The 17,958-nt window shown below is 63.8% G+C and carries 14 protein-coding genes; 8 read left to right on the top strand and 6 right to left on the bottom strand.

The window, feature by feature from the left end:
• On the bottom strand, positions 1-390 hold a 390-nt coding region (locus tag ACESNG_RS08205), incomplete at its 3' end, for a protein adenylyltransferase SelO family protein (protein WP_373068537.1).
• Positions 391-472: 82 nt separating this feature from the next.
• On the opposite strand from ACESNG_RS08205, the gene msrB reads away from it, so the two are divergent.
• From msrB to ACESNG_RS08220, 3 genes are all read left to right on the top strand, one after another.
• The gene (gene msrB, locus ACESNG_RS08210) at positions 473-916 is read left to right on the top strand and encodes a peptide-methionine (R)-S-oxide reductase MsrB (protein ID WP_373058861.1); all 444 of its coding nucleotides are present in this window, start codon (positions 473-475) and stop codon (positions 914-916) included.
• Entirely contained in the window at positions 913-1,410 is a 498-nt protein-coding gene (msrA, locus tag ACESNG_RS08215; protein WP_373058859.1) for a peptide-methionine (S)-S-oxide reductase MsrA, read from the top strand. The genes msrB and msrA overlap by 4 nt, the downstream gene beginning before the upstream one ends.
• Before the next feature lie 269 nt (positions 1,411-1,679).
• Positions 1,680-5,096, top strand: a complete 3,417-nt coding sequence (locus ACESNG_RS08220) for a WD40/YVTN/BNR-like repeat-containing protein (protein ID WP_373068513.1) — start codon at positions 1,680-1,682, stop codon at positions 5,094-5,096.
• 84 nt (positions 5,097-5,180) lie between these two features.
• Here the strand turns inward: ACESNG_RS08220 and ACESNG_RS08225 are convergent, their stop codons facing one another.
• Positions 5,181-5,564, bottom strand: coding sequence for a Rid family detoxifying hydrolase (locus ACESNG_RS08225; protein ID WP_373058855.1), 384 nt, complete (start codon positions 5,562-5,564; stop codon positions 5,181-5,183).
• Between the two features lie 105 nt (positions 5,565-5,669).
• On the opposite strand from ACESNG_RS08225, the gene ACESNG_RS08230 reads away from it, so the two are divergent.
• On the top strand, positions 5,670-7,442 hold the full coding sequence (locus ACESNG_RS08230; RefSeq protein WP_373068515.1) for an HDOD domain-containing protein: 1,773 nt from the start codon (positions 5,670-5,672) through the stop codon (positions 7,440-7,442).
• 14 nt (positions 7,443-7,456) lie between these two features.
• On the opposite strand, the gene ACESNG_RS08235 is transcribed toward ACESNG_RS08230, so the two are convergent.
• The 3 genes from ACESNG_RS08235 to ACESNG_RS08245 all read right to left on the bottom strand — a co-directional run bounded on the left by ACESNG_RS08235 (position 7,457) and on the right by ACESNG_RS08245 (position 10,112).
• Entirely contained in the window at positions 7,457-8,044 is a 588-nt protein-coding gene (locus ACESNG_RS08235; protein WP_373058851.1) for a rhomboid family intramembrane serine protease, read from the bottom strand.
• A gap of 8 nt (positions 8,045-8,052) precedes the next feature.
• Entirely contained in the window at positions 8,053-8,751 is a 699-nt protein-coding gene (locus ACESNG_RS08240; protein WP_373058849.1) for a VIT family protein, read from the bottom strand.
• A 182-nt stretch (positions 8,752-8,933) separates the two neighbouring features.
• Positions 8,934-10,112, bottom strand: coding sequence for an NAD(P)/FAD-dependent oxidoreductase (locus ACESNG_RS08245; protein ID WP_373058847.1), 1,179 nt, complete (start codon positions 10,110-10,112; stop codon positions 8,934-8,936).
• Positions 10,113-10,165: 53 nt separating this feature from the next.
• Here ACESNG_RS08245 and ACESNG_RS08250 point away from each other — a divergent pair, with 53 nt between their 5' ends.
• The 4 genes from ACESNG_RS08250 (at position 10,166) to ACESNG_RS08265 (ending at position 17,637) form a co-directional block, all read left to right on the top strand.
• Entirely contained in the window at positions 10,166-11,095 is a 930-nt protein-coding gene (locus tag ACESNG_RS08250; RefSeq protein WP_373068517.1) for an ornithine cyclodeaminase family protein, read from the top strand.
• A 37-nt stretch (positions 11,096-11,132) separates the two neighbouring features.
• On the top strand, positions 11,133-12,716 hold the full coding sequence (locus ACESNG_RS08255; RefSeq protein WP_373058843.1) for an amidohydrolase family protein: 1,584 nt from the start codon (positions 11,133-11,135) through the stop codon (positions 12,714-12,716).
• A gap of 155 nt (positions 12,717-12,871) precedes the next feature.
• Positions 12,872-16,012, top strand: coding sequence for a SusC/RagA family TonB-linked outer membrane protein (locus ACESNG_RS08260; protein ID WP_373058841.1), 3,141 nt, complete (start codon positions 12,872-12,874; stop codon positions 16,010-16,012).
• Positions 16,013-16,029: 17 nt separating this feature from the next.
• Positions 16,030-17,637 (top strand): hypothetical protein, encoded by a 1,608-nt coding sequence (locus ACESNG_RS08265; protein WP_373068519.1) that lies wholly within the window; start codon positions 16,030-16,032, stop codon positions 17,635-17,637.
• 150 nt (positions 17,638-17,787) lie between these two features.
• On the opposite strand, the gene ACESNG_RS08270 is transcribed toward ACESNG_RS08265, so the two are convergent.
• A complete protein-coding gene (locus tag ACESNG_RS08270) occupies positions 17,788-17,949 on the bottom strand; it encodes a hypothetical protein (RefSeq protein WP_373058837.1) in 162 nt (53 codons plus the stop codon).
• Positions 17,950-17,958: the final 9 nt, after the last annotated feature.

Below are 17,958 nucleotides of genomic sequence, written 5' to 3' on the forward strand. Positions count from 1 at the left end.
CGGTGTGGGACCGGCGCCCTTGAGCTGCAGCTCCCACCGCTCGCCGGCGGCGTTCACGACTTCTCCGAGCGACATGGCCCGCCCGTCGCCCAACTGACCGGCCCAATTGCCGAATTGATGCCCGCCATAGCAGGCGGCGTACGGTGCCATCCCGGGAAGGAGCTCGTTTCCGCTGAACACCCGCGCGAAGCTGGGCGCTAGCACGTCCTGTTCGGCGATACCCAGCAGCTCCGACACTTCGCGCGCGTGGGCGACCAGGCGGGGGTCGGCCACGGGTGTGGGTGCGACCGCGCTCCACGCGGCGCCGAGCACCTGCCGGCGCCGGTTCGTCTGGTCCGGGTCTCCCGGCAGTTCGTTCACGAAGCGATTGTCGAAGCGGAGATTCTGCACGTGTGTAAGATAGGCCACCGCGCCGGTCACGGTACACCGGAAGCGGGCACTTCGGGCACCCATTTCGTGTATATCCTCCACTATGCCTGACTACATCAAGCCTCCTGCAGACGAGCTGGCTCGGACGCTTACGCGCGAGCAGTTCACGGTGACCCAACAGTCGGGAACCGAGCCGCCATTCCGCAATGAATTCTGGGATCACCACGAAGACGGCATCTACGTCGATATCGTGAGTGGCGAACCGCTGTTCTCGTCTCTCGACAAATTCGACTCCGGTTGCGGCTGGCCGAGTTTCACCAAGCCGGTGGCGCCGCAGGTGCTGGAGACGGTAGACAGCACACACGGCATGCGTCGAGTGGAAGTGCGATCGAAAGACGCCGACTCGCACCTCGGTCATGTGTTTCCCGACGGGCCCAGCGATGCTGGTGGGCTCCGCTACTGCATCAACTCCGCTTCATTGCGTTTCATTCCGCTCGAGCAGCTCGAAGCGGAAGGGTATGGCGAGTTCCGCCGGTTGTTCGCATGAACGCGAAGGAGACCGAAGTCGCGATTCTGGCCGGCGGATGCTTCTGGGGAGTGGAGGAGATTCTGCGTGCCGTACCCGGTGTGCTTGAAACCGACGTAGGCTACACCGGCGGCTGGCTCGAGCATCCGGTGTACGACGACACTCACGAAAGCGCGTCGGGACACGCCGAAGCGGTGCGGATCGTGTTCGATCCAACGGTGCTGAGTTTCGAGTCGCTGCTCGAGAACTGGTTCTTCCGATTGCACGATCCGACCACGCTGAACCGACAGGGCAACGACGTCGGTACGCAGTATCGCTCATCGATCTTCTATACGACGCCCGAGCAGCGTGAGACGGCAGAGTTGGTGAAGGCGCGCATGGCGCAGTCGGGGTTGTGGAAGCGACCGATCACGACCGAGATCGCGCCTGAAACCACTTGGTGGACGGCCGAAGGGGAGCACCAGGATTTTCTGCAGAAGAATCCGTACGGGTACAACTGTCACTACATGCGGTAAAAGCCGAGAGCGAAGAGTAAACTGCAACAACAACAGCCGGAACACGGATGACGCCGATCGACAGGAAACAACACGGATAAGCCAAGAGCGTTTTGCTTATCCGTGTTGTTTCGGTGAAATCGGTGGCATCCGTGTTCTGGCTGTTCGCTTTTGCGGCCTCCGCACACACGAGGGGCATGGACGCCACGGGACGGAATCGCCACATTAGCCCACCATATGATCTCCACGGGCAACCGATGGTCGTTCCCCTCCTCCTGCTGATCCTCTCCATGTCCAGGACACTGCACCGACGCGCCGCTTCGCTCATGGCGCTCACGTACCTGTGTGCACCAGTTGCCGGCCAAGCGCAGAACGCGCCTGCGGCTACACCCGTGGCGCAGGAATTCGACAAGTTGCATTTCCGGTCGATCGGACCCGCCACGATGTCGGGGCGCGTATCTGATCTCGCGATCTACGAGGCCAATCCGGCTATCTGGTACGTTGGCACGGCCCACGGTGGCGTGTGGAAGACCACCAGCAACGGAGCCCTCTTCACGCCGCTCTTTCAGGATCAGGGACTGATCGCAATCGGTGATGTGGCCGTGTCGCAGATCAACCCTGATCTGGTGTGGGTGGGCACCGGCGAATCGAACAATCGCCAGAGCACGTCGTGGGGTAGCGGCATCTACAAGTCGACCGACGGTGGCAAGACGTTCGCGTTGATGGGACTGCCACAGTCGAAGCACATCAATCGCGTCGTGATGCACCCCACCAACAACGACGTGGTGCTGGTGGCGGCCACGGGGCCGCTGTTCGGTTCCGGTGGTGAGCGCGGTGTGTACAAGACCACCGACGGCGGCAAGAGTTGGAAGCAGGTACTCAAGGTGGACGACGAGACGGGTGCGAACGAGCTCGTGATGTCGGCGACCGATCCGAACATCCTGTTTGCATCTACGTATCAGCGTCGTCGCACGGCCTGTTGCATGAATGGCGGTGGCCCCGGTAGCGCGCTGTGGAAGTCGACCGACGGCGGCGAGACGTGGATCAAGGTGACCGGCACGGGATTCCCCACTGGTCCCTTGGGGCGCATCGCGGTGGACGTGTTCCGTCAGAGTGCGAACATCGTGTACGCTACGGTGGAAGGTCCGGCGCCGAGTGCGCAGCGTGCGGCGGCCGCCACGGAGAACATGGAAGCGGCACCGGCGGCACCGGCAGCACCGCCGACGCGTGGTGTCGTGGCGGGCGTGTCGGGGCTGTACAAGTCGACCGACGGCGGCGCCACGTGGACCAAACAGAGCAACACCAATGCGCGTCCGATGTACTTCAGCCAGCTGCGCATCGATCCGGTGAATCCGGAGCGGATCTACATGGGTGGCGTGGGCCTGCACCTCTCGGTGGATGGCGGACGCACGTTCGAAACCGATGCGGCCCTCGTGACGCACGACGACGTACACGGCATCTGGATCGATCCGAAGAATCCGGATCATGTGATCCTCGGCAACGACGGTGGTCTGGCCACGTCGTACGACATGGCTCGCACGTGGCAATTCATCGAAAACGTGCCGGTGGGATTGTTCTACCACGTGGCTTTCGACATGGAGACGCCGTACAACGTGTGCGGCGGCATGCAGGACAACTACAACTGGTGTGGACCGAGCGCGTCGCGCATGAACCGCGGCATCTTCAACTACGACTGGTTCCAGATTCTTGGCGGCGACGGCTTCGTGGCCATTCCCGACCTGCGTGACTCGCGCATCGTGTACACCGAGTCGCAGGACGGCAACATGGTCCGTCGGAACAAGGTGACGGGTGAGTCGAAGTCGATCCGCCCCACTCTGCAGAACGTCGTGAACGCGACGGCGGGCGAAGCGTATCGCTTTCATTGGGACACGCCGCTGATGCTCTCACCGAACGATCCCGGTGTGCTGCTCGCGGCGGCCAATCGCGTCTTTCGCAGCACCGATCGCGGTGATTCGTGGACGGTGATCAGCCCCGATCTCACGAAGAACGAGAAGCGCGACAGTCTCGTGACGATGGGCCTCAAGGGCAGCGACATTGCCATCTCGCGCAATGACGGCATTTCTCAGTGGCCGACCATCGTGGCGCTGGCGGAGTCGCCGAAGCAGAAGGGCGTGTTCTACACCGGCACCGACGATGGTACCGTGAGCTTGTCGAAGGACAACGGCATCACATGGCAGAATATCACGAAGAATCTGCCGGGCTTCCCGGCGGGTCACGCGTTCGTGTCGGAAGTGGTGCCGTCGCGCTTCGAGTCGGGCACGGTGTACATCACTGTCGACAATCATCGCTTGAACGACTACGAGCCGTACATCTGGGCGAGCACCGACTTCGGGGCCACGTTCAAGTCACTCACCGCGACGCTCAAGGGCGAAGTGGTGAAGACGCTCACCGAAGACACGCGCAATCCCGACGTGCTGTACATCGGCACGGAAACGGGCATCTTCCTCACGCTCGATCGCGGCAAGACGTGGAAGCGCTTGAAGGCGAACTTCCCGACGGTGCGTGTGGATGAACTCACGATTCATCCGCGCGACAACGCGCTGCTGGTGGCCACGCACGGTCGCGCGCTCTGGATTCTCGATCACCTCGAGCCCATTCAGGAGTTCAACGCGGCGCAAAAGCTCGATGCCGCGCTGTTCACGCCGGGTCCGTCGCTGCAGTGGAAGGCCAAGGACGATCGGAACGACGAGTTCTGGGGACATCAGTTCTTCACCGGTGAAAACCCGCCCACGGAAACGGTGCTGCAGCTGCATCTGAAGAAGGCAGTCACGAATCCGCTGCTGCGCATCAGCGACGCGAATGGTGCGCTGGTGCGTGAACTGGCCCTTCCGGCGGCGAAGAACGTGGCCGGCCTGCAGACCGTGTGTTGGGATCAGCGCGTGGAGCCGATCCGTGATGCGGTCGCTGGCGGCGGCGCACCGGCAGGCGGTCCGCCGGGTGGCGGTGGTAGTGGGTTCCGTGGCCCGATCGCGGGCTTGCCGACGCCGTTGCCAACGGTCGGCTATCGGCCGGAGAATCCGTGCGCGGCGACCGGTGGTGCCGGCGGCGGTGGATTCGGTCGTGGTGGTGGTGGAGCCAATCAGGGGCCGCAGGTGTTGCCTGGCATGTACACGGTGGCGCTGGTGGTCGATGGAAAGTTGGTGGACTCGAAGAAGCTCACGATCGTCATGGATCCGTTGGTGCAGTTCACGCTGGCGGAGCGGGTGGCTTACAACGGCCTGGCTATCGAGCTGCACGCGGCGCAACAAGCAGGCGCAGCGGCGGCGGCTCCCATGACTGCCCTGCTGGCGGAAGTGCGGAAGGCGGCGGCCAAGATGGATTCCACGCCGACACTCGCCGACAGCGTGAAGACGCAATTCGCGGCCTTCCGCAAGGATTTCGACGTGGTTCGCGCCAAGCTCGGCGTTGGGGCACCGGCCGGTGGACTCGGCGGATTTGGTGGCGGTGGTGGCGGCGCGGGCTTCGGTGGCACCGATGCCAACGTCATGGCGCGTCTGGCTTCGGTCAAGAGCGGCATGCTGGGTGTGTGGGAAACGCCGAGCGACGCGGTGCAGAAGCAGGCCACTTCCGCCAAGGCGGCGGTGGAGGCTGCCGTGGCCGAGTCCATGATATTCATGGTTCGGGCACGAACTATAAGTGTGATACTCGCGGCGAACGGCATCACGCTGACAGTGCCGGCCAACTGACCGTTCGGTACAAAACTGATTGAAGACACGAGGGGCCGGCCCGCGACGGACCGACCCCTCGTGACCTATCAAACTGCGAACGCCTTACGGGCGCTTGGCCACCAACTCGATCTCCACCTGCGCGTTCAGCGGCAAGCCGGCCACGGCCACCGTCGTGCGGGCCGGGAACGGGGCCGAGAAACGGGTGGCATAAGCTGCGTTCATGGCTGCAAAGTTGGCCATGTCGGTGAGGTACACGTTGCACTTGATCACGTCGTCCATTGAGAGGCCGGCGTCTTCCACGACCGCCTGCAGGTTGTCGAACACGCGGTGCGTCTGCGCCGTGACGTCGCCGTCGATGAGTCTGGACGTGACCGGGTCGATGGGCGTCTGGCCGGAGCAATACAGCAGGTCGCCGGCCCAGACGGCGTGCGAGTAGGGGCCGATGGCGGCGGGGCCGCGCGGGCTGAAGGCAGCGGAACGGGTCATGGCGGTTCGGGCGAGTGGTGGGCTGATGGAATCCATGGGGTGTGGCGATGCCAGATTGTATCGACCGGCGCAAGACCGGTCTACGAGGTGCCGATACTCCGGGTAATGCCAGCTAACGCCCAGCACCTGCAAAGCGCACCCTCCGACCCTGAGGAATTGCCCGTTCGCGCGCGGATGAGTCGGATTCTCGACGGCAGCGACTTCCCGGCGTTGTCGAAGCAGATCATCGAAACGATCTCGGCGCTGGATGACGATGCCAGCTCGCTGCAGCGTCTGGCCAATGTGGTGCTACGCGAATACAGCCTCACGCTGAGTGTGGTGCGCACGGCCAACAGCGCGCACTATCGGCGCTCGGGACGGTCCATTCAGAGCGCTACGCACGCGATGATGATGCTGGGCGCGAAAACCGTCCGTCAGCTGGCCAGCAGCTTGCTGCTGTTCGAGAACTTTCATCGACGCTCGCCCGCGCTGAAGGAGCTGATGCTGCAATCGCTGCTCACGGCAAATCACGCACGCGAGGTGGCGAAGAGTCTGGGCATGCAGGAGCCTGAGGAAGCGCACCTGTGCGGCATGTTCCGCAACCTGGGTGAAGTACTCATCGCCTGTCACTTCGGCGAAGACTACGCGCGCATCCAGACCATGATGCACGACGAAGGCAAGTCGGAAACGGGCGCCACCAAAGTCGTACTTGGCTTCGGCTATGCCGATCTGGGCGCCGAGGTGTCGCGACATTGGGGCATGCCGGAAACGGTGGTGCAGGGGATGCGCGCGCGGGCGTCCACGTCGGTGTCCCTGTCGGCGGCCGTGACCGCGTTCAGTCACGATCTCACGGTAGCGCTCTACAGCCAGGATCACGCGCCGGAGGGCGTGGGTATGGCGCTGGAAGCGGTGATAGAACAGCACCGTGCGAAGATCAAGCTCAGTCGGGAGCTGCTGCGCGAAGTGATTGCGTCGGCGCTGAACGAAACGCGCGAACTGTTCTCGAGCTTGCACATTCCCAGCGATCGTCAGCGCTTCAAACAGCTTTCCGAATCCGCACGCTCAGCGATCGGTGTGGCCGCGTTCGAAACCGGCGAGTGGATGGCGGTCACGCCGGAGCTCAGTGAAGACACTGCGGTGCAGTTACGCGATCGATTGCGTCAGGAGCTCGAAAGTGCGGCCGACGCGCAGTCGGGCACCGCGCTGGGTGAGGTGTTGCTGCTGGCGCTCGAAGGCGCGTTGCGCGGCGGCCCGTTCGATCGCGTGATCGTCTGCATTCTCGATACCGATCGCGGCCGATTGGTGGCGCGCTCGGGGCTTGGCGAAGGGATCGATGCGTTGCTTCCGCACTTCGATTTTCCGATGAACATTCGCGGTGGTCCGGTGGTTACGGCGACGCAGCAGCGCGCGCCGATTTATCTGCCCAATGATCGCGCCATGAACGCCACCGAAGCCCGGTGGGCGGGCACACTGCGCGTCGCGCAGTTCGGCGTGTTTCCCATCGTGGTCGCGGGAAAGATCGTGGGGTGTCTGTACGTGGATCGCGCGATGGACGGTGCGATGGCGGCTATCAGCCCTGATCGCGCGACGCTGCGTTACGTGAAGTTGCTGAGTGACATCGTGGTCACCGCCATCGCCGCGCGGCGCCGGTTGTCGGCGGTGAATGCCGTGGCTGCGCCTGCGCGGGATACGCCGGCGGGCTCGGTGTGTGCGGCGGCGGTTTCCGCGCCGGTGGCAGAGACGGCTGCACGATCAGGGGCGGACCGCGTGGCGCTGGTGTTGCAGCTGCTGCAGGGCACGTCGAGCGAGCAGGTGTCGCAGGAGAGCGGTGTGCCGGTGGCGCAGCTCGAGACCTGGCGGGCGGAAGTACTGGCGGCAGCGGCGGCGCGGTTGCAGTAGGGGAGCGCGCGCTCCTACCGCGCGCCCTTGTACCGCCGCGCCGCCAGCACCCCGGCAATGAATCCACCCAGATGTGATTGCCAACTGATCCCTACCTGACCTGGGGCAATGCCGAGCACGAGCCCGCCCCACAGGACGGCCACGAGAATGCTGAGCGAGATGCTCATGAAGCTGCGCGCATACCAGCCACCGAGCAGCAGAAAGCCGAAGTAGCCGAACACGACGCCGCTGGCGCCGATGTGCACGGAGCCGGGCGCACCGAGCAGCCACGCCATCAGTCCTGAGCCCAGCATCGCGAACAGCGTGACGGGCAGGAAGTGACGCGCGTCGCGCAGCATGACCAGCCAGCCCATGGCCAGGAACGGAATGGTGTTGGCAATGAGATGCTGCATGTTGGCATGCAGAAACGGCGCGAAGAAAATACCACGAAAGCCCGTGAGCGTTCGCGGAATCACGCCATACTGCATCAGTGCACCACCGGCGAGGCCGTTCACGACGAACGCGGTCCACGTGGCACCGACTGTGGCGGTCAGCGTGGTGACTTGCGCCTTGAAGGTGCGGGTCACGCGCTTCGCACTCTGGACAATCGGTGACTTGGGCATGTCGCGTGTCATACCGGAGACCCGACAAGTTTGCCGATCAGTGCCGTGCACACCATCGCGAGCGCGCCCCAGAACGTGACGCGTGCAGCGCCGCGTAACAGCGAGGCGCCGCCAAGTTGAGCCGCGAGCATGCCGAGCGCACCGAGGGCCACGATGGTAGAGCCGAACACGAGCGGCGTGAGAATCGCCGTGGGTGCCAGGAACACGAAGAGCACGGGAAGCCCGGCGCCCACGGCAAAGGCGGCGGCCGATGCCAGCGCCGCTTGAATGGGACGCGCGCGCGTGTGGTCGAAAATGCCCAGCTCGTCGCGCGCGTGCGCACCGAGGGCGTCGTATGCGGTGAGTTCGACGGCCACTTTCTTCGCCAGCTCCGGGCTGAGTCCGCGCGACACGTAGATGCCGGCCAATTCGGCGAGTTCGTGCTCGGGCTGCGTGGCCAGTTCCATCTTTTCCCGCGCCAGATCCGCCGTTTCCGTATCAGACTGCGAGCTCACCGACACGTATTCGCCGGCGGCCATCGATAGGGCACCGGCTACCAGTCCGGCCAGTGCCGCCACCACCACCGACGCGCGATCCGGCTGTGCGGCGGCGACGCCGACCACGAGGCTACTGGTCGAGATCAGTCCATCGTTCGCACCAAGCACAGCGGCGCGCAGCCAGCCGATGTTCGCGCTCTTGTGCGTTTCCTTATGGAGAGCAGCAGACATGGGCGGACCTGAGAGAGACACGATGAGATTGGCCCAACAGCAACAGCAACAGCTGGAACACGGATAGGACTGATCAACGGAAACTACACGGATAAGCAAACGGCGCTTTGTGCTTATCCGTGCAGTTCCGCGTCATCCGTTGTCATCCGTGTTCTTGCCTTTGAGCGGTGCCGAATAGCGCCCTAGATAATGTTTCGCTCCACCAGCGGGGCATTCGCGGCCAGCCTCTCAAGTCCAAGTGGCGCAAGATCCAGCGTGTGATACGCCCCCGTGGCCATCAGCTCGGCCATGCCACGCCCGATCGCCGGCGCCTGCTGCAGGCCGTGTCCCGAAAAGCCGGTCGTCACGAAGGCGTTGCTGATGCCGGGCAGTCGGCCAACGAGTCCGTTCTGGTCGAAGGTGTTGTACTCGTAGTAGCCCGCCCATGAGCCGGTCACCCGCAGGGCGTCGAACTGCGGCACCCGCTCCGCCAAGCGCGGCCACAGCCACTCGTCGAACAGGCCGTGGTCCACCTGATCGAGTGGGGCATTGTCGAGATCGACGCCACGCGGCGGCGCCCCGCAGAGGAACTGTCCGGTGTCGCCATCGGGACGGAACCAGAAACCGCTGGGGTCGATCACCAGCGGACACCCCGCCAGCGGCGCGCTGGCCTGCAACGAGAACACGTCGCGCTTGCGGGCGCGAACCGGAAGTTCGAAGCCAAGTGCCGCCGCCACGGGTGACGACCAGGCGCCGGCGGCAATGAGGACCGCATCGGCGTCGATGCGCTCGCCCTGCGCCGTGATCACCGACTGCACGGCGCCATTCCGCATGTCGAAGTCGATCGCCTCGGCCTCGACGAAGCGCGCACCGTTCGCGATGGCGTGCTGTCTAAAGGCCTGCAACGCGCGGTATCCGTCGAACCAGCCTTCTCCACTGAGCGCCGACGACAGCCCCAATGCCCCAAGGGCAATTTGCTCGGTGGAAAGCCATGGGAAGCGCTCGCCGAGCTCACGGGGCGAGAGCAGGGCCACCGCTGCGCCGCACTGCGTCTGCAGCGCCTGATTCTCCGTGAGCACTGGCACGCCTGCGTCGGTGGCGAGGAACAGGTATCCAGGCTCCACGAGACCGATCGTCGGCGCGTCGTGACCGACGGCCAGCTGCCGGCCGATGTCGCGATAAAACAACAGACTCTGTTGCGAGATCCGGATGTTGATCTCGGTGGAGAACTGCTGCCTGATGGCGCAGGCCGACAGCGCACTCGAGGCCCGGGTGTAGGACGTGTCTCGCTCGAGGATGGTGGCATGAATGCCGTAGCGCGTGGCGAGAAACGAGGCGGTGGCCGCGCCCATTACTCCACCACCGATGATCACGACTTTCATCAAGGGGTCCGTCTGCTGGTTCCGCAATGCGTCTCGAGACATAGAATCCCAAGATGCTGCCGTACCATTCTGCCGAACAAGTCCACGCGGCCCTGCCGTGGTATTTGCTGGTGTCTGCCTTACGCGACGCCTTCGCGGCCGGGGCCACCGTGCCGCGCCGTCATACACACGCGCTGAGCGAACGGGACTCGCTGTTGCTGATGCCGGCGTGGAGCGATGAGGCCCTTGGTGTGAAGGTCGTGACGGTGATGCCCGACTCCCACTCGGCCCGCACGGTGCAGGCGCTGTACCTCCTGCTCGATCGACACACCGGTGAACCGCGGGCGGTGCTCGATGGCGAGGCGCTCACCGTGCGTCGGACGGCCGCTACCTCGGTGTTGGCCGCCAGGTATCTGGCGCGCCAGGGCGCGAGCGACCTGTTGGTGATCGGCACGGGCACGTTGGCGCCGTACATGGTGCGCGCCTACTGCGCGATGCGCCCGGCAATCGCGCACGTGCGGATCTGGGGACGTTCGGCCTCACGCGCCGCCGCCTTGGCGACCACGTTGGCCGGCGAAGGACTACCGGTACAATCATGTGGTGACGAGCCCGATGCCTTGGCCAACGCCGTCGCGGCCTCGCAGATCGTGTGCGCCGCGACCACGTCACGCACGCCGCTGGTGCAGGGCGCCTGGCTGTCGCCCGGTACGCACGTGGATCTGGTGGGGGGCTTCACGCCGACCATGCGTGAGGCTGATGACGACGTGGTGCGCATGAGTCGCATTGTGGTGGACAGCTATGACGGGGCGCTGACCGAAGCCGGCGATCTGGTGGATCCGCTGGCGCGCGGGGTGATTGAGCGCGGGCAAGTGGTGGCCGAGCTGCGTGAGCTGGTAGCGGGTACTCACGTGGGGCGCACAGATAGTGCGCAGATCACGCTGTTCAAGTCGGTTGGACTCGCGCTGGAAGATCTCGCGGCAGCGACGCTGGTGTGCGGCGCGTAACAGGCATGGTATGACATTCACCACACTCCCACCGATCATGACTTTCTTCTCATCCGCCCGTCGCGCTGCGCTGCTCGGTGCGGTACTCGCTGCGCTTCCCCATGGCGCAGCATTGCACGCGCAAAGCGCCGTCGACGTGCTCATCACCGGTGCGATGGTCTACGACGGCACGGGAGCGCCAGGGCGTGTGACGAACGTGGGCATTCGCGGCGATCGGATCGCCTTTGTCGGTGCCATTCCTGCCGGTACCACCGCCGCACGACGCCTCGATGCCACGGGGCTGATCGTGTCGCCGGGGTTCATCGATCCGCACACGCACGCGCTGGAAGGTTTGCCGCGACTGAACGCCGAGCGTCGGTTGAGCGCGTCGTCGCTCATGCAGGGTGTCACTACCGTCACGATTGGCCCCGACGGGCGTGGGCCGTTCGATGTGAAGCGTGTCTTCGACGAATCGGAGAAGCTGGGTCTTGGCACGAACGCCTATGCTACGGTGGGTTTCGGCACCGTGCGCGCGAACGTGATGGGTGCGTCGTCGGCGCCGGCGTCGAAGGCACAGATCGACTCCATGCGCGCGCTGATCACGAAGGCCATGAAGGAAGGCGCCTTCGGTGTAGGCTCGGGATTGTTCTACGCGCCGCAAAGTTATGCCAGCACCGAGGAAGCGATCGCCGTGATCTCCGCCGCGAAGCCGTTCGGCGGTGTATACGACACGCATCAGCGTGACGAATCGTCGTACACGATCGGCGTGCTGGCGTCGGTGCGCGAGACAATCCGCATTGGCTGCGAGTCGGGGCTGACGGCGAACGTGGGACACATCAAGACGTTGGGTGTCGATGTGTGGGGGAAGGCCGACAGTGTGCTCGGCATCATGCGCGAGGCGCGCGCCAATGGATGCGTGGTCACAGCGGATCAGTATCCGTGGACGGCAAGCGGCACGGGCCTGAGTGCGGCGTTGCTCCCACGCTGGGCGCAGGCCGGCGGCAATGATTCGCTCAAGCTGCGCATTGCCGATGCGGCGCTGCGCGAGAAGATGCTGGTGGAGATGCGCGACAATCTGCGTCGCCGTGGTGGTGACAGCACGTTGCTGCTCACGGGTGGCAGCGCGGCGGCCAAGCCGTACATCGGTCTCACGCTCAAGCAGGCCGCCGAGCAGCGGAAACTGCCGGCGGTGGAGACGGCGCTGGCGATGATCAACGAAGGGCTCGATATGAGTGTGGCATCGTTCAACATGACCGAGGCCGACATCGAGACGTTCATGAAGGATCCGTACGTGATGACCAGCTCCGACGGGTCAGGCGGGCACCCGCGGCTCTATGGCACGTACCCGCGCAAGATCCGTCGTTACGTGCTCGACAAGCCGGTGATCACGATGGAGCGCATGGTGCGGGCGTCGTCGGGGCAGGTGGCGGAGACGTATCGCATTCCTGATCGCGGCGTGCTGCGCGCGGGAGCGTTCGCCGATGTGATCGTGTTCGACCCCAAGACCATCCGCGATGAAGCCACTTACCTCGATCCGACTAAACTGTCGAGCGGGATGGTGTGGGTGTTCGTGAACGGGCAGGCGGCGGTGCAGGACACACAGATGGCGAATGTTTTTGCGGGACGTGCGCTACGTCGGTGAATCGTTTCATGAGCGCACGCTTCTCCAACGTCTCGACCGCCTGTTTCGTATAGTTTGCAGTTCGTCCCGCTCGCATTGCGTGGTGGCAGGCTGTGTCGCACAGGCGATGCTGCCTGCCGCTGTGTTTTGGTCAGCAAGATCCCCTCGGAGGAAAGATGGTCCCTCGCTTCGCCGCGCATCTGATGCTCACGGCTTCACTGGTGTTCGGCCTCGCCGGCACTGCGGCACTTCACGCGCAGGATACGGCCCCGGGCCGCGTCATGGGTGTCGTGTCCGACTCGGTCTCCGGACAGCCGCTGCAGTCGGTCCAGCTCTTTCTATCGCGTGGCACCACGCGTCTCGAAGCGCGCACCAATACAGACGGTCGCTTCACGTTTTCCGCCGTGCCCGCCGGCTCGTATGGCCTCGAGGCTATTCGACTTGGCTATCGCCGTGTCGTCCGCGCGGGCATCGTCGTGTCGGCCGGGGCGACGCTGACGTATGACGTCACGATGAACGTGGCCGCGCTCAACCTGCAGGCCATGGTGACCACCGGTGTGGTGGACCCCGCCTCCGGCACCCGCGTGCCGTTCTCCGTCGGCCGTGTCTCGGCGGAAGACGCGCCGGTGCCCGCAACGAACGCCCTGGAGACGATTCAGGGCAAGATCGCCGGTGTGAGTGTGATCCCCAGCGGACAGGCCGGTAGCGGTACGAACATTCAGCTGCGGACGCCGACATCGATCAGCAAGAGCACCTCGCCACTGGTGGTGGTTGACGGTGTCATCCAGTCCGCGTCGTTCGACGCTGCCAGCGCCGATCTCCAGTCGATGGACATCGAGAGCATAGAAGTCGTGAAGGGCGCGGCCGCCGCCTCACTGTACGGATCCCGCGCAGGGTCCGGTGTGATCCAGATTCGTACACGCCGCGGTACCGGCCTGGCCGAGGGTACCACAAAGTTCACGCTGCGCACGGAGTACGGAAACAACGAACTCGCTCGCAAAGTGAATTGGGCGCAGCAGCATTCATTCCTGTCGAATGAGCAGGGCGAGTTCCTGAACGTCGCAGGCCAAGTGGTTCCCCGCGAGCTGCGCGTGCCGGATCCCATCTACGCGCGCTTTCAGGACAACCCCTTCAAGGCGGGGACGTTCTACGATCAGGTGGATCGCTTTTTCAATCCCGGCGACTTCGCGCGCAACTCGCTGAACATCGCGCAGAACGGTGGCAAGACCAACTGGTTCTTCTCCTACGTGAATCAGAAGGAAGACGGCGTCGTCCTCAACAGCGGCCGCTACGATCAGAACGACTTCCGACTGAATCTCGATCATCGTCCGCGCAGTGATCTCAGCATCGGTGTCAGCGCGTACCATAGTCGCTCGACGCGCCTGAACCTGTACGACGATACGTTTTTCGACCTCATCAATCAGGCGCCCGATGTAGACCTGCGTCAGCCCGATCCGGACGGCACGCCGTTCATTTTCCAGCCCGATTTCGAAGGACGGGAAGAGAATCCGCTGTACGTGCTGTCCACCGAAACGCGCAATCGGAATCGCGCCCGTACGCAGGGGGCCATGGAAGCGCGCTACGCACCGCGGTCGTGGCTCACCGTGGACGGTAACCTCTCCTACGATCGCTCCGATCGTTCCACCGACTTCTTCCTCGACCAAGGTGTGAAGACGGAAGGTTTCGGTAATGGTGGTCCGGGTGAAATCTCGCGCTTCAACGGTGTGACCAATGCGTTCAACGCGTCGCTATCAGCCAACCTGCTCAAGCGCGTCGGCAGCGTCACGTTGCGCAGCACGGTCCGCGGTCTGATGGAACGCGAGACGAACGACCTCGTGAATGCGAGTGGTCAGATCTTCTCGACCCCGGGCGTGAACAGCCTGAATAACGCGACCGTGCGCTTCGTCAATTCGACGAGCGAGACGATCCGGACCAACTCGTTCTTCGCCAGCGCGGCCGCGGACTATCGCGGAAAGCTCATCGTGGACGGTCTCGCACGTATGGACGGCAGTTCGTTGTTCGGTCCCGAGGAGCAGCAGAACTGGTACTATCGCGGTTCCGCCGCGTACCGCCTCTCCGAAGAAACGTGGTTTCCGCTCAAGAACGTCTTCAACGAGTTCAAGCTGCGCGCGTCGCAGGGTACGGCTGGTGGCCGCCCCGACTTCAACGACCAGTACGAGACCTTCAACTTCATCGAAGGCGGCGGCCTAGTGAAGCAGAACCTCGGCAACAAGTTCCTGAAGCCCGAGTACTCGAAGGAGACCGAAATCGGCATCGACGCCATCGTGAAGAATCGCTACTCCATTCAGCTCTCGTATGCCCGGCAGGTGACCTCCGATCAGCTGTTGCTGATTCCGCTGGCCGGCTATTTCGGCTACGCGAACCAGTGGCAGAACGCCGGTACCGTGACGGGCAACACGCTCGAAGGCACGATCGAAGCGCAGATCGTGCGCAAGCCGAATTTCACGTGGCGTGCCGGGCTCGTGACCGATCGGTCGCGCAACAAGATCACTGAGTTCAATCGCCCCTGCTTCACCACCAACACAGTGGGTTTCCGGTGTGCGGGTGAGACGCTCGGCAACATGTACGGGTTCCGATTCATCGGCGACACCAAAGATCTGCCGGCCGGCGCGCAGTTGCGCGCGAACGAATTCGCGCGCAACGACGAAGGCCTGCTCGTGTACGTCGGTGCCGGTAACGCGTACACCGATGGCGAGACGAAGCGCCTGTGGGGTACGCCGGCGGTGACGATCGGCAGCCAGTCATACCAGTGGGGCATGCCGGTCCGCGCCATCGACTCGACGGGCAACGCGGCCGTGACACGGATCGGCGACGGCAACCCGGATTTCCGTTTTGGCCTGTCGAACACGATCGGCTGGCGCGGCGTGCAGTTGTTCATGCTGTGGGACGCGCAGGTTGGCGGCGACGCGTACAACCAGACCAATCAGCGCATGTACCAGTGGCAGCGCAGTCGCGATGTCGACCAGGCCGGTAAGGTGCAGGAACTCAAGAAGCCCATCGAATACTACGTCTCGCTCTACTCGGCCAACGACCCGACGAGCTACTTCGTCGAGGACGCGAGCTTCGTGAAGCTGCGTGAGGTGTCACTCAAGTACCGCTTGCCGACCAGCTTCGCCCGTGCGCTGGCGCGTCTCGGTGCCGAACAGGCTTCGGTGTCGCTCATTGGTCGTAATCTGGTTACGCTCACCAGCTACAAGGGGTACGACCCCGAAGTAGGCAGTGTGCTCAGCCGCCTCGACAGCTTCTCGTATCCGCGCTATCGCACGGTGACGGGCAGCTTCGAAATCACCTTCTGATCGGCGAGTCTCAACACATGAATTCGACTCTCAAGAACATCGCTCTGCCGATTGGCCTCACCCTCCTCGCGGCGTCCTGTCAGGACCTCGATGTGGTGAACCCGAACCGGCCCGATGCCGAGCGCGCCACGGCGCAGCCGGTGACCACCGAATCTTTCGTTGCCACCTCGTTCCGCACGTGGTGGCCTGTGGCGGGCCACGATGACTATCCGTCGTGGGCATTCAGCACGATGGCGCGCGAGATGACGTCCGGCTTCGCGGACTTCGGACAACTCGAGCTCTCTGCCGAGCCACGTCAGTCGTGGAATAACAGTCCGGTGAACGCGCGTCGGCTGGTGAACGAGCAGCCGTGGTTTCAGTTGTACCGCACCATCTCCGCCGCGAACGATGTGGTGGGTGCGATCGATCGCGGACTCGTAATCGTGGATGCGCCGCGTACGGCACGGGCGAAGGCGATGGGCAAGTTCATGCAGGGTATCTCGTACGGTTATCTCGGTCTGTATTTCGACAAGGCCGCGTTGGTTGACGAGACCACCAAGCTGGACACGCTCACTGGTGTGGCGCCGAAGTTCAGCGACTACAAGGTGGTTACGACGTTCGGCATCACGCAGATCGACGTTGCGATCGCGACGTCGAACGCGCAGCCCACGATCACGTTCCCGGTGGACGGGTGGCTGTATCAGGCGCTCACCAAGGACCAGTTCGTGCGACTCGCGAACTCCTTCGCCGCGCGACTGCTGGTGTACTCGGCCCGCACGCGTGAAGAGCGTGCCGCGGTGAATTGGGCGGAAGTGATTCGGCGCGTCGATGCGGGCATTCAGACGGACTTCGCGCCCTCGGCACAGCCCGATGTCTTCTTCGACGACTGGAAGCGTTTGCTCGCGCGCCTGCGCACGGCGGGACGTCCGTCGGATTTCGGTCGCCCGAGCTACTGGCTCGTGGGCCCGTCTGATTCGACGAACGGATGGCGTAGCTGGGTGGCCACGCAGAACGACAGCCGGCTGCCGTTCCGCATCACCACCAAGGACCGTCGCATTCAGGGTCCGACGGGACCGACATCGGTGGGCAAGTACATGGGCTACAACCTGAACAACATCTTTCAGGCCGCCCGCGGTACATACCGATTCTCGCATTACTACTACAAGCGCAACGGTGTCGACCTCACCTACCAGTCGGGACCGCAGGTCGCAATGACGGTGACCGAGATGGATCTGCTCAAGGCCGAAGCACTCATTCGCCTGGGTCGTGCGGCCGAAGCGGTGCTGCTGATCAACAAGTCGCGCATCGCGAACGGCGAACTGCCTGCCGTGACAGTCGATGGCCCGCCGAACGAGGCGGGTTGCGTGCCGCGCAAGGAGAACGGCGACTGTGGCAGTTTGTGGGACGCGCTTCGCTACGAGAAGGGCATCGAAGGCGCCGGTGTGAGCGGCGTGGTCGCGTTCTTCGACGCCCGCGGCTGGCGTACGCTTCCGGAAGGCACGCCCGTCCACTTCCCGATCCCGGGTCGTGAACTGCAGACGCTCCGGTTACCGCTGTACACATTTGGCGGCCCGGGCGGTCAGGGCAGTGCACCGGCACGTGATCCGGAGCGGTGCCCGCTCGCGTTGGCGCGGTGTGCTCCGTAAGTCGATGGAGCGCTTGTTGACGTGATGCTGAACTGATCACGCGGAAACGCAAAGGGCGCAGAGTTCGCAGAGAATCGTTTTCTCTGCGTCCTCTGCGCCCTCTCAGTTCTCTCTGCGTGATCAGTTCAGCGATCTCGCCAACCCACCACGTCACCCACCGTAGTGCTTCCCGATCTTCCGTCCGTAGTACCCACCGACCGCCGCGAGCAGAATGCTCACGACGAAGGCCGTGAATACGCCGAACGGTACGCCTGCGGCCCAGCCAGCGTAGCCACCGATGGTGGCGCCGAGAAAGGCCAGCAGGCGTGTCATGTGAAACGG

The organism is Gemmatimonas sp., assembly GCF_041689975.1.
GTDB lineage: Bacteria > Gemmatimonadota > Gemmatimonadetes > Gemmatimonadales > Gemmatimonadaceae > Gemmatimonas.